Source organism: Prosthecobacter sp. (genome assembly GCF_046154365.1).
In the GTDB taxonomy this organism is placed as follows: Bacteria; Verrucomicrobiota; Verrucomicrobiia; order Verrucomicrobiales; family Verrucomicrobiaceae; genus Prosthecobacter.
Genome location: NZ_JBJXFV010000042.1, coordinates 1 through 11194 on the forward strand (window position 1 = coordinate 1; position 11194 = coordinate 11194).

General features: G+C 59.1%; 15 protein-coding genes. 8 read left to right on the top strand and 7 right to left on the bottom strand.

The window, feature by feature from the left end; genetic code table 11:
• Positions 1–232: 232 nt before the first annotated feature.
• Positions 233–817, top strand: coding sequence for a DUF4112 domain-containing protein (locus ACKVY0_RS04685; protein ID WP_409213632.1), 585 nt, complete (start codon positions 233–235; stop codon positions 815–817).
• Positions 818–1308: 491 nt separating this feature from the next.
• Positions 1309–1491 carry a DUF433 domain-containing protein gene (locus ACKVY0_RS04690; protein ID WP_409213633.1) on the top strand — a complete coding sequence of 61 codons (183 nt, stop codon included), beginning with the start codon at positions 1309–1311 and terminating at the stop codon, positions 1489–1491.
• Positions 1492–1641: 150 nt separating this feature from the next.
• On the opposite strand, the gene ACKVY0_RS04695 is transcribed toward ACKVY0_RS04690, so the two are convergent.
• On the bottom strand, positions 1642–1776 hold the full coding sequence (locus tag ACKVY0_RS04695; protein WP_409213634.1) for a hypothetical protein: 135 nt from the start codon (positions 1774–1776) through the stop codon (positions 1642–1644).
• 7 nt (positions 1777–1783) lie between these two features.
• Here ACKVY0_RS04695 and ACKVY0_RS04700 point away from each other — a divergent pair, with 7 nt between their 5' ends.
• A complete protein-coding gene (locus ACKVY0_RS04700) occupies positions 1784–2191 on the top strand; it encodes a PIN domain-containing protein (RefSeq protein WP_409213635.1) in 408 nt (135 codons plus the stop codon).
• 232 nt (positions 2192–2423) lie between these two features.
• Here ACKVY0_RS04700 and ACKVY0_RS04705 read toward each other — a convergent pair whose 3' ends face one another.
• Positions 2424–2828 carry a hypothetical protein gene (locus ACKVY0_RS04705; RefSeq protein ID WP_409213636.1) on the bottom strand — a complete coding sequence of 135 codons (405 nt, stop codon included), beginning with the start codon at positions 2826–2828 and terminating at the stop codon, positions 2424–2426.
• Positions 2829–3285: 457 nt separating this feature from the next.
• Between ACKVY0_RS04705 and ACKVY0_RS04710 the strand changes: the two genes are divergently transcribed.
• From ACKVY0_RS04710 to ACKVY0_RS04730, 5 genes are all read left to right on the top strand, one after another.
• Positions 3286–3969: a hypothetical protein gene (locus tag ACKVY0_RS04710; protein WP_409213637.1), complete on the top strand. Its 684-nt coding sequence runs from the start codon at positions 3286–3288 to the stop codon at positions 3967–3969.
• A 299-nt stretch (positions 3970–4268) separates the two neighbouring features.
• Entirely contained in the window at positions 4269–4589 is a 321-nt protein-coding gene (locus ACKVY0_RS04715) for a DUF433 domain-containing protein (protein WP_409213646.1), read from the top strand.
• Between the two features lie 10 nt (positions 4590–4599).
• Positions 4600–4923 carry a nucleotidyltransferase domain-containing protein gene (locus tag ACKVY0_RS04720; protein WP_409213638.1) on the top strand — a complete coding sequence of 108 codons (324 nt, stop codon included), beginning with the start codon at positions 4600–4602 and terminating at the stop codon, positions 4921–4923.
• Positions 4904–5284 (top strand): HEPN domain-containing protein, encoded by a 381-nt coding sequence (locus ACKVY0_RS04725; protein WP_409213639.1) that lies wholly within the window; start codon positions 4904–4906, stop codon positions 5282–5284. Before ACKVY0_RS04720 ends, ACKVY0_RS04725 begins: the two co-directional genes overlap by 20 nt.
• A gap of 155 nt (positions 5285–5439) precedes the next feature.
• On the top strand, positions 5440–5820 hold the full coding sequence (locus ACKVY0_RS04730; protein ID WP_409213640.1) for a PIN domain-containing protein: 381 nt from the start codon (positions 5440–5442) through the stop codon (positions 5818–5820).
• A 702-nt stretch (positions 5821–6522) separates the two neighbouring features.
• Here the strand turns inward: ACKVY0_RS04730 and ACKVY0_RS04735 are convergent.
• From ACKVY0_RS04735 to ACKVY0_RS04755, 5 genes are all read right to left on the bottom strand, one after another.
• Positions 6523–7137, bottom strand: a complete 615-nt coding sequence (locus ACKVY0_RS04735; protein ID WP_409213641.1) for a hypothetical protein — start codon at positions 7135–7137, stop codon at positions 6523–6525.
• Positions 7138–7491: 354 nt separating this feature from the next.
• Positions 7492–7716 (bottom strand): hypothetical protein, encoded by a 225-nt coding sequence (locus tag ACKVY0_RS04740; RefSeq protein ID WP_409213642.1) that lies wholly within the window; start codon positions 7714–7716, stop codon positions 7492–7494.
• 4 nt (positions 7717–7720) lie between these two features.
• Complete coding sequence (locus tag ACKVY0_RS04745; protein ID WP_409213643.1) at positions 7721–8293, bottom strand: hypothetical protein; 573 nt, start codon at positions 8291–8293, stop codon at positions 7721–7723.
• Between the two features lie 9 nt (positions 8294–8302).
• On the bottom strand, positions 8303–10696 hold the full coding sequence (gene purL, locus ACKVY0_RS04750) for a phosphoribosylformylglycinamidine synthase subunit PurL (protein WP_409213644.1): 2394 nt from the start codon (positions 10694–10696) through the stop codon (positions 8303–8305).
• Positions 10697–10871: 175 nt separating this feature from the next.
• A partial coding sequence (locus ACKVY0_RS04755; RefSeq protein WP_409213645.1) for a hypothetical protein occupies positions 10872–11194 on the bottom strand: 323 nt, incomplete at its 5' end.

The following is an 11194-nucleotide window of genomic DNA, read 5'->3' on the forward strand; positions in this document are numbered from 1 at the left end:
AAATTTAGCCACGCTTCCTATGCATATTTCCATTTGTAAAATATTGAAGACTTAAAAAGTGGAATACCGAGCATTCGCGCACCAAAACATCCGGGTGTATCGACAACAATCCAGCAATGGTCTTAAAACGCCTCCTTTATCCCGAGTCATGCCCTACCTTCCGCACCTCCAGTATCCAAAATCCAGCATCCAGTATCCAGCATCCAGTATCCAGTATCCAGTATCCAGCCCCATGCCGCTTCCAACGCCAGAACTCAAAGTGGATTCGGTGCTGCCGCCGCCGGAGATCAATCCCATCGCGGCCAAGCTCGCCACGAGCAAAGACCCCACCGATCGTGCCTCCGCACGCATCCTCGCCAAGTATCTCGATGAGTTGATGCGCGTGCCCGGCACGAACGTCCGCGTCGGCCTCGACCCCATCCTCGCGTTGATTCCCGGTGTGGGCGACACCGTGGCCTCCGGTGCCGGTGTCATCATTCTGCTCGATGCGCTGCGTAGCGGCATCCCCATCCCGACGTTTCTGCGCATGGCGCTGAACATGGGCTTCAACTTCCTCATCGGCCTCATCCCCGGTGCCGGAGCCCTAGCCTCCGTTTTCTTCAAGTCCAACAGCCGCAACCTGAAGCTCCTCACCGTCTGGCAGGCCGGCCACCGGGACACGGTGAAGCGCAGCACCCTGCACTTCTACCTCGGCATTTTCATCCTGTTCGCCCTGATCGTATCGTTGATTCTCATCGGCTGGGCGTTTTACACTTGGGTGTTTTACAGCCTCGTGCAAGCGATGGCGCATGCGCTGGGATTTGGTGCCAGGGCATGAAGCAAGGTTTATCAACTGTCGTCACCCGACCCTTTCCTGCGAAGTAACTGAGGCCTTCGCCATTCAGCCCATATTTTTGCCTGCACATCTTTTTGCCTTCCTCAGGTTTGTCCTACACGCCTTCCGACCCGAACGAAGAGCCATACATCGGCGCTGGTGTCTTGGCGCTTGACTAGTTCCGGGCGGACAAAAATAGCGATAGAGGGACCGATACCTCCCACGCCCTGTCAGACTGCGGCGAATCGTGACAAGTCATGGCCGTCCGTCTGGCACATGGTTTGCACAATCTCCGGCCCGTGACTACGCTCCCGCCATGAGCGTGCTCACCCAGTGATTGTTCAGTGAGATCGAATCCGCCCCCGAGTCGGTGAAGGCGGAGACGCTGGATTTTGTGCTGTTCGTGAAGAGTCGCCTGGGGTTCGAGAAAGGCGTTTCGAGTGCTGAATCGCTCGTGCGGCACACGCCGGGTGTTTGTGGTGGCGAGGCATGCCTTGGCAGCAACTCGCATTGCCGTGTGGATGCTGGAGGAGGCACGTCGGGCAGGCGTGACGGATGCGGAACTGCTTCAGGACTATCCCAGCCTCAACGCCCGCGACCTCGCCGCGTCGTGTACCTATGTGGAAACGCATCCCGAGGAGATTGAAAACGCCCATCGGCCGCATGGCACCCCCTGATCCAATCCGGCCGTTGCCAAGCATTGCTCGGGCCGTTACTATCGGCGCATGAAACAGCTCACCCTCGAAATTGACGACGCGACTTTTCAGTCCGCTGAGTCTGTGGCCAGGAAATCCGGGCAATCACTCACTTCGCTGCTTTTGGGCTGGTTAAAGCGTGTTTCGTCCAGCGCAGAGACGGAGTTCGACCGCCTCATGCGTGAGGAAGAGGTCTTGCGGGAAAAACTGCTTCAAAGCGGCCGCCAGTTTGCCGCCAGCAGTCGCCTCACACGGGATGAACTTCATGATCGGCATGCGCTTCGTTGATACCAATGTGATGCTCTACTCCGTGAGCACGGCCCCAGCCGAATCGGGAAAGGCCGCCAAAGCTCGCGAGCTGCTCCGCTGCCGGGATCTGGCGCTTTCGGTGCAGGTTTTGCAGGAGTTTTATGTGCAGGTCACACGTCCGAGCCGCCCCAATCCGCTGACTCATGATGAGGCCGTGGCCTTCATCCGCACTTGGAGACGTTTCCCGACTCAAGATGTGACCCTGAGCGTCCTGGAGGACGCTCTCGCCATCAAAGCCCGCTGGCAACTCTCCTATTGGGATTCCGCCATCCTCGCTGCCGCACGTCACGCTGGATGCGACGAGGTGCTCTCCGAGGACATGAACGACGGCCAGGACTACGGCGGCGTGAAGGTGGTGAATCCCTTCAAGTAGCAGCCTACCACGAGGACAAGGCCGCCCCGTCGCCAATCTCGAACTCATCTCCGACTGCCATGGGTGGTCACCATTCGGCGCTGAATCCGTTGATTTGTCAATTTGTTGCACCCTGACGTCGTTTCCATGCCGGTTTGAAACCTGCTTGTCAGATCGTTTACGGCCGCTCGCATGGCTTCAATGCTGACAGCCGCGTGCGTTGACGGCGGCTGTCAGCACCTCCCCACCGGCCCTACGCCTTTGCAGGACTCTTGGCTCCCGCTTTGCGGCCAGTCTTCTTGTATTCGCTCTTCTTTTTCAGGCCCGTCGCGGCGTATTGATCGGAACTCTTGCCGAACTTCGCGGCGATCTGCTCGCGCGCGCCCAGCACCCAGGCGTGCTGGGTCCATTGCAGGGCCACCTTGCGGTCGCGGGCTTCGTCGAGGGCCTGCTGTTTGAGCAGGTAGTCGGCCTCGGCGGCCTCCAGTTGGATGCGGATGCCTGTTTCGGTTCCATCCGCCGCCTCAGCATAGACCACGGATTTTTCGAATTCAGATTTCACACTGGTGTAGTCCGTCATCGCGAGGATCGCGGTGACAGCGTCTTTGTCTTCCTGCAACATCGCAGGACTCATCGGTTTCGTATTTGGGTCAGCCATAACGGTTGGTTGGTTGCGAACCGCATCCGGCACCGGACCATCCCAAAACAGCCCTTCCATATCCCACGCTAAACGTGGGTCATCCCATCGGGCTGGTTCTTCCTCTGTAGTCTCCGGCACTGGCATATCGGTTCAAGGTTGAGCCGCTTCAGACCACCGACCGCCCAACGGCATTCAAACTTTTTCCATTCGCCTTTTCGCCTCATCCCAGGCCGTTTACCCGCCGTCCATTCGCCTTGGAAAAGCGTCCAATGACCTGTTTGAGCCACGCATTCGACCTCGACGCCAGTCGTATTGAGTTAGGCGATCATCCAACTCAAATAGACGACCATCTAACAGAGTTAGACGCGCATCACAGTTCAATGGAGACACAGCAAACCTGATAGCACTGCCATCCAAGGTCGCCCATGCAAGGGTATTGACGCAGGCGTGCCTGCCAGCTTCAATGGGGGCCATCATGCTTCGCATCGGCCCACGCGTTTTTGAACTCGTCCGCAACCAAAGCGGACTCCACGTCACCCTTGATCCCCATGCGGCGGCGCATGAGCGGCAGCAGTGGCGGATCGAGGCGCATTGGGTGCCTGCGGATGAAGATCCCGGCGCGGACTGGACGGACAGCGCGGACGGCGGCTGGGAATACGGGCGGCTAGCCGTGAACCCGATCATGGGTTTCGCCGTTTCTCACTGGCACGAGCTGGACAAGGCCGTGCTGCTGGACGCCGGAGGCGAGGTCACGAACCTCTGCTTCGCCTCCTGGCAGAATTTGATCCACCTCGGTTCCGGCCAGAACCCGGCGCAGGATGTCATGCTCGGCAGCCTCCGCGTCATCCAGCGGGACGGTTATCTCCTCACCTTGGAAATCGACGGCGAGATCAGCCCCGTTGAGGGTTCGACCGTCCATGGCGATTTCTCCGCCATGATCGAGTTGCCCTTCGCCACCGTCACCCTCGCCGTGCCGCTGAACGCCGCCGATCCCCTCGCCACCGCTCAAGGCATCGCCCGCCGCGAACTCGGCCTCACCACCTTCGCCCGCAGCCACGTCCGCCGTTACGACCCCGAGCGCCCCACCTCCCTCAAACCCCACCGCAACAGCAAGCATCGGGTGACGCTGGAGCTGCCGTGGCGGGGAGAGTCCAAGTGACTTGATCAGCTAACGAAACAGAAAACAGAGGTGTTCCGCACCGCAAGAAGCGAGCAAGCCGCCGAGATGAAAGGGGGAGGCCACGGTTTCGGTGGTCTGGATCGCGCTGGTGGTGCAGGGCTTACGCATGAAATACACAACTGGCTGTGGCATTTAAGGAAACGCTGAAGATTTCGTTTATTTGGACCACAGAGACACGAAGAGCACAGAGGCTCAGAAGACAACCCCAGTGCTCTTCGTGTCTCTGTGGTCATCAATCAGTGTCTAGGTGAGTTCGAGAAAGGCGTTTCGAGTGCTTAATCGCTCGTGCGGCACAGCCGGGTGTTTGTGGTGGCGAGGCATGCCTTGGCAGCACTCGCATTGCCGTCTGGATGCTGGAGGAAGCGCGGCGGGCCGGCGTGACAGATGCGGAACTGCTCCAGGACTATCCCAGCCTCAACGCCCGCGATCTCGCCGCGGCATGGACCTATGTGGACACGCATCCCGAGGAGATCGAAAACGCCATCCAGGCCAGCTGTGATGCCGGGGTTGGGCTTGTTGCTCCCAGACGGCGCGGCTACGTCACAGGGGAGTGCTTCGAGCAGCCACTTGCCACTTTACAGCTTCGCTCTTTCCCCTAGCCTCCAAATCATGATCTCAATGTCGCACATCCAGCGTTACTGCGACGCGATTGCCGCCGCCTTCAAGCCGGTGAAGATCATCCTGTTTGGCTCCTATGCCTATGGAACGCCCACAGCAGACTCGGATGTGGACGTCATGGTGGTCATGCCGAAGGGTAAAAAGGCCACGCTCGACACAGCGGTGAAGATTCGCGAGAAAGTGCCCGCCAGTTTTCCGGTGGACGTGCTCGTGCGTGGCGAAACGGAGTTTGACCGCCGCCTGCGTGACCGGGACATGTTCACCGAGCAGATCACTCAAAAAGGAAAAGTGATGTATGAAGCCGTCCACGCTTGAATGGATCAAGAAGGCGGAGTCGGACTACCAGCTCGCTCTGACGCTGGCCCGGAGGCGGAAGACGCTCGTGCGTGATCAGGCTTGCTTCATGTTTCAGCAAAGCGCGGAGAAGTATCTGAAAGCACGGCTGGAGGAGGCGAACAGGCCCTTTCCGAAGACGCATCAACTCCAAGACCTCGTCACACTGACGCTGCCGGTGGAACCGCTCTGGTCCGCTCTTTTCGCCGCAGCGGGCCGGTTGAGCGTGTATGCCGTGGCGTTTCGCTACCCAGGCTACGAGGCCAATGCCACGCAGATGCAGACGGCCATGCAGGATGCGAAGGCGATTCGCAAGGAAGCGCGGCTTGCGCTGGGCTTGTGATCGCCTACGGAGTCGAACTGGCAGATTTCCCAACCCGCCTGAAGCGGGCAAGCCGCCGAGATGAAAGGGGGAAGCCATGGACTCGGCGGTCTTCCTGGCTTTGGAGGTGCCAGAGTTTCGGCCACAGCATCCGAGGAGGGGGGCCTGTCAATTTGTTGCACACTGACGTCGTTTCCCCAGCCGAATCGGGAAAGGCCGCCAAAGCCCGCGAGCTGCTCCGCTGCCGGGATCTGGCGCTTTCGGTGCAGGTGTTACAGGAGTTTTATGTGCAGGCCACACGTCCGAGCCGCCCCAATCCGCTGACTCATGATGAGGCCGTGGCCTTCATCCGCACTTGGAGACGTTTCCCGATTCAAGATGTGACCCTGAGCGTCCTGGAGGACGCACTCGCGATCAAAACCCGCTGGCAGCTCTCTTACTGGGATTCCGCCATTCTCGCCGCCGCACGTCAGGCAGGGTGCGACGAGGTGCTTTCCGAGGACATGAACGACGGCCAGGACTACGGCGGCGTGAAGGTGGTGAATCCCTTCAAGTAGGCTGGTTCAGCCGCATCCAACGACGAGGACAAGACCGCACACCTCGCCAAGCTATACTGCGCGTCTTCACATTTTGTGAAACGGAGGATTGGCCGCAGATTCAGGAAAACCGCAGATTACCAGACAAAAAACAATCGGTGGCTTCCCTGAATCTGCGGTAAAAATCACCAATCTTGATGACTCCAAGTATAGAACGCAACTCCGACGGCCATGGGTGGTCAGCATTCGGCGCTGAATTCGTTGATTTGTCAATTTGTTGCACCCTGACGTCGTTTCCCTTGCTTGCCCTTCCGTCCATGAGGCAAGCCCTGGATCGGGCGAAGCAACCGGCCTGCCGGAGACAGCACCGGTTACCGGCAGCTTGGTGAGCCAGGGAGGATCAGATCCCTTCCAACCGCCCCTTCTGGAGCCGGATTCTCCCTCGCCCTCATTGGCGCGCGGGCCGGGGCGCTCCTCGAACTCGGGGCCGCCCTCCCCGGCCCTTCAGGCCGAAAGAAGCAGGTCAGATTCCGTCGAAACCCAAGCCCACCCACCGCCTGAAGCGAGAAAGCCGCCGAGATGAAAGGGCGAAGCCACGACCTCTGTGGGCTTCCTGGCTCTGGCGGTGCCTGAGATTCAGCCAGAGCATCCGAGATGGGACATCTGTCAATTTGTTGCACACTGACGTCATTTCCCCTGACGTTGTTTTCCCAATGAAGAATCTCAGTCTATTTTCATACGACCATTCTTATCTGTGTTGCCTTTTACACTAACTTCTTTTTCTGGTGTGTTCGCAGGTTGATTCGTTATGCGTTGGATAGCCATTTCCACCCCAGCTTCCAAAACAGTCGTTGCTACTCGTTGCACATCCGGGTCATTGATGAAGTCATTTGTGCTTTTCTTTACATTGTCCCACATGCTCGGTTCGGTTTTTGCAGGAGGAAAAAGGCCTGGCCCAGTTTTGATGGTTATTGGACTGTTCGTCGGAGCTGGCCATGGCGAAGCAGGTTTATTTCCACCTGACGAAGAACCTATGCTGGCAATAACGACGGTCAGCAAACCAAGAGCAGACATCAATAAGATGCAAATACCTGTGACACGGATGGCTAAGCAGCGAACTGCTTGAACGTATATGCTCCATCGAAAAGGGATGTTTTGAATGCATTGGCAGAAATAAGGGATGATCCTACCGAGAATTGAACGTCCACTGTTTGATATGGCTTGAGTCCTTTGTCTGTCTTTGAGGTCGTTGATTCGACCGGTTAAAGCAGCTCGTGCTTTGACTCTCTGTGGCAATAGCTGAAGTCGGCAAATCAACCAAGTGAGTGCTTTTTTCATAGTGCTGATTATTTGAGGGCTGCACCCTAACGAGTCTCGGAGTGGGAACTCCATGCTGTGATATACCAAGCTGATACATGGCAAGCAATCATGAAATGACGGGCCACGAGTTTACCAAATCATCAAAACAGCGTGCTCCTAACAGTTTTGACACTGTTTTATCAATGGTCGTTTGGACTATGTGCTAAGGCCTCAAAGCATGGATCTCCATCAATAATACTTCACCAGGCCATCCTTCCACAGCGGCTTGAGCTGATCGATGGGGGAGTCGATCAAGGTAGTGCCGTTGTGGGAGATGTAGAGATACGGGTCGCGGGTAGCTTCGCCGATGATGGTGAGGCCGGTCCTTCGAAATTAGAGCGCACGACGATACGGTGCGGTCAGATTGCCCTTCTTGTCGGTGATTCCGGCTTCAAGGCAGGCCCGATGCACCTCGGCAGGCGTCATGCGGCGAAAGACCTCGGACATGTAGGCTGCCCATTCGTCGGTCATGTAGCCTTTCCACACTGGTTTGGGCGGCATGGGCTTGGAACGTGTCCTTGCAGCAGGCTGACGGGGCTGGGTGGCAAGTGCGGGCATGGCGTTACAGGATTGAGGTGGGGTGGAAGTAGCCGAGGATACAATCTGGATCGCGGACGGCAACCTGGACGTGGGATTTCATCCGAATCTCCGACTCAGCGAAGGCCGGAACGCCTTCTTGAAAGCAGCCTCGGACGGACTGGAAACTAACGCCTGTCGCGACTTCCAGACGTGGCAGGGCAAAGTTGATCACCGAGCAATCGAGGTCATGCAGCAGGCCTCGATTGTTTGGAATGACAAGGTCCGACTGCCTGCGTGTGTCCACAAACGCCTCGTGGGCTTCTGCCAAGGTCTTTGTGTAGCGCGTGTCGAGTAGATCGAAACAATTGCCAAGCTGGATCACCGCACCCAGCACGGCAGGCTTTTTGATCCGCTTCGGGGTTCGCTTTTTCTGCTCGAAGGCCCATTCGAGAGCACGCTCCGGTCCGAACTCCCAGAAGTAGATGCCGTAGCCGAGCCAGTCGTAGTCGTTTTCACTCTTGGAAAGAGGCTCGCCATTCCACAGCACCCGCTTGACCACCGACTCGTCACAGCCGTGGTAGGCGATGATGGTGCGCTGGTAATCGAAGTGCCGCATGACAGGAGATCAATAATACTTCGTCAGCCCATCCTTCCACAGCGGCTTGAGCTGATCGATGGGGGAATCGATCAAGGTGGTGCCGTTGTGGGAGATGTAGAGATACGGGTCGCGGGTGGCTTCGCCGATGATGACGAGGCCGGCTTTTTCGGCGGCGGCGACGTGTTCGGGGGCGATTTCGATGAGGAGGCGGCCGGGCGTTTCGCCGAAGAGGAGTTCGGCGGTGGTGAGGCCGCTGGCGGCGACGGGCATCTTGTCGGTGGCGATGCGGAGGCCGGCTTTGCCGCTGAAGGCCATTTCGGCGAGGGCGACGGCGAGACCGCCTTCTCCGATGTCGTGGGCACTCAAGATCGCGCCTTGCTTCACGAGGTCGAAGTAGCGGCGGTAGGCGGCCATGCTTTCGGTTTCGCAGAAGGACGGGCCGGCGTCGAGGCCGATGCCGCGGGTGTATTTGGCGACGATGCTGCCACGCAGACCGGCGCTGACTTTGCCCAAAACGGCGATCTTGCTGCCGACGCGGCGCAGGGAAGCTCCGACGACGTGTTTGGCGTCCTCGACGATGCCGAAGCCGCTGAGCAAGAGCGTGACGGGGATGGAGACGGGGCCTTCGTCGGTGACGAAGTAGTTATAGAAGCTGTCCTTGCCGCTGACGAAGGGGGCACCATACGCGATGGCGGCCTTGGCCATGCCTTTGGTGCATTCGACGAGGGCGCCGAGCTCGCGCTCGTTGTCGGGATTGCCCATGCAGAAGTTGTCGAGGATGGCGATGCGGTCGGGATTCGATCCCATGGCGACGAGCTGGCGCACGCACTCATCGACGACGGCGCGGCCCATGAGATGCGGGTCGGTCTTGCCCCACTCCGGCAGCAAAGCGCAGGCGAGGGAGACGAGTTGCGAGCTGCCATCGACGCGGATGACGCTGCCATCCTGCGGGGCATCGCCCGCAGCACCAGCGAGCGGTTTGAGGACGGTGTTGCCCTGCACTTCGTGGTCGTATTCGCGGATGATGGGCTCGCGGGAGACGATGGAGAAATCGGAGAGCAGGGTCTTGAGCGTGGCGGTCCAGGATTCCGGACGCACGGGCACGGCGGGCTGCACATCGGCCGGTGTGCGCCATTTCGCCCGCATTTCGCGGCGCGGGGCCTCATGCAGCGCGGTGACGTGCAAATCGCAGACGGTGGTGCCGTGGTGCAAAACTTTGAGCCGCTGCGAGCCGTCGGCCTTCGCGAGGACAAAGATCTCGGTCTGATAGATGTCGGCGAGCTTCTGCAGCTCGGGCAGATCTTTCTCGTCGATGGCGATGACCATGCGCTCCTGCGATTCGCTGATGAAGACCTGCCAGCTTTCGAGATCGGGTGCTTTCAGCGGCGCATTCTCCAGCCAGACCTCGCCGCCGGTCTCGCGGAGCATTTCGCCCGCCGCGGAACTGAAGCCGCCCGCACCGCAGTCGGTGGAGCACTGGATGAGGCCCTTCTCACGCGCGGCGAGCACAAAGTCGGCGACTTTTTTTTCCTCGATGGGATTGCCGATCTGCACGGCGGTCTGATCTTCCTCATGCGAGTCCGTGGTGAGCTCTGCCGAACTAAAGGTGGCACCTTTGAGCCCGTCCTTGCCGGTGCGCCCGCCTGCCGCGATGAGCAGATGCCCGGGCTTCACTTCCTTGGCGATGTCCTTGATCGGGATGATCCCCGCCGTGCCGCAGAAGACGAGGGGATTATAAATGAAGGTGTCGTCGAACTGGATCGCGCCATTCACCGTGGGGATGCCCATGCGGTTGCCGTAATCACGCACGCCGCGCACCACGCCACGCATGACGCCGAGCGGATGGATGACGTCCTTCGCCTTCAGATCTTCCTGCTTCGTGTCCGGCGGGCCGAAGCAAAAGACATCGATGGATGCCACCGGCTTCGAGCCTTTGCCCGCACCGAGGATGTCGCGGATCACGCCGCCGAGACCCGTATTGGCACCGGCATAGGGCTCGATGGCGCTGGGGTGATTGTGCGTCTCCACTTTCAGGCACACGGCCTTATCGTCGTCCAGCTTCACGAATCCCGCGTTATCGACAAAGGCGCTCAGCACGAAGTCGGGCTTGTCGGCCATGATCTTCTCCGTCGTCGCGCGGATGTAGGTCTTGAAGAGGCTATCCACCACTTCCTGCTTACCATCGAGCGTGTGGTAGATCATCGCATTGAAGATGCGGTGCTTGCAGTGCTCCGACCAAGTTTGCGCGATGACCTCCAGCTCCACATCCGTCGGGTCGCGCTCCTCTGCCTGAAAAATCTGCTGCACGACGAGCATGTCAGCCTTGGAGAGGGAGAGCTTCATCTTCTTCGACAGGTCGAGAAGCTGGTCAGCAAGGAGTTCGCGGACAGGGATGGTGCGGAAGACGGCGCGGTCGGACATGGGGGTAGGCCCTTCGATTTGGCGAGGAATCCGACCGAGGCAAACGCTCACTGCTAAATGCAGGCTGGGCGTGCTGCTGGATGAAAGCAGATGTGACAAGAAGGGGGGATCACTCTACAAGACAGAGGTTTTCCCGCTTAGCGGCCTTCCGCCCCGGAGCGCTCACGCGGTTCCGCTACGGCAGGAGCGTGGGGGCCTCCAAGCTCATGCGGTAGAACCTTATCGTGTCGCTCGGCGGCGTCGGGGCTTCGATCTCGGCACTGCCGGCGACGGGGAAGGTGAAGGTGCCGAGGCGGCTCCAGGCATCGAGGTCGGTGCTGGTCTCCAGATGGTAGTTCACGCCGGGGCGGACGTGGTTGAGACGCAGTTTGTTGCCGGTGCCGGCGATGCTCGGGGTGGTGATCAGGGTTTGATTGCCGTTCAGGGGGTTCGTCCCGGCGATGAACTCGAAGTAGTTGCTCTGGCCGTCGAGGTCGGCATCGCCGAGGGCATCGGCGG

Coding starts and splice junctions, on each gene's coding strand:
- ACKVY0_RS04685 (WP_409213632.1), top strand. CDS start 233: ATGCCGCTTCCAACGCCAGAACTCAAAGTGGATTCGGTGCTGCCGCCG.
- ACKVY0_RS04725 (WP_409213639.1), top strand. CDS start 4,904: ATGAAGCCGTCCACGCTTGAATGGATCAAGAAGGCGGAGTCGGACTAC.
- ACKVY0_RS04745 (WP_409213643.1), bottom strand. CDS start 8,293: ATGCGGCACTTCGATTACCAGCGCACCATCATCGCCTACCACGGCTGT.
- ACKVY0_RS04700 (WP_409213635.1), top strand. CDS start 1,784: ATGCGCTTCGTTGATACCAATGTGATGCTCTACTCCGTGAGCACGGCC.
- ACKVY0_RS04710 (WP_409213637.1), top strand. CDS start 3,286: ATGCTTCGCATCGGCCCACGCGTTTTTGAACTCGTCCGCAACCAAAGC.
- ACKVY0_RS04735 (WP_409213641.1), bottom strand. CDS start 7,137: ATGAAAAAAGCACTCACTTGGTTGATTTGCCGACTTCAGCTATTGCCA.
- ACKVY0_RS04705 (WP_409213636.1), bottom strand. CDS start 2,828: ATGGCTGACCCAAATACGAAACCGATGAGTCCTGCGATGTTGCAGGAA.
- ACKVY0_RS04740 (WP_409213642.1), bottom strand. CDS start 7,716: ATGCCCGCACTTGCCACCCAGCCCCGTCAGCCTGCTGCAAGGACACGT.
- purL (WP_409213644.1), bottom strand. CDS start 10,696: ATGTCCGACCGCGCCGTCTTCCGCACCATCCCTGTCCGCGAACTCCTT.
- ACKVY0_RS04695 (WP_409213634.1), bottom strand. CDS start 1,776: ATGAAGTTCATCCCGTGTGAGGCGACTGCTGGCGGCAAACTGGCGGCC.
- ACKVY0_RS04720 (WP_409213638.1), top strand. CDS start 4,600: ATGATCTCAATGTCGCACATCCAGCGTTACTGCGACGCGATTGCCGCC.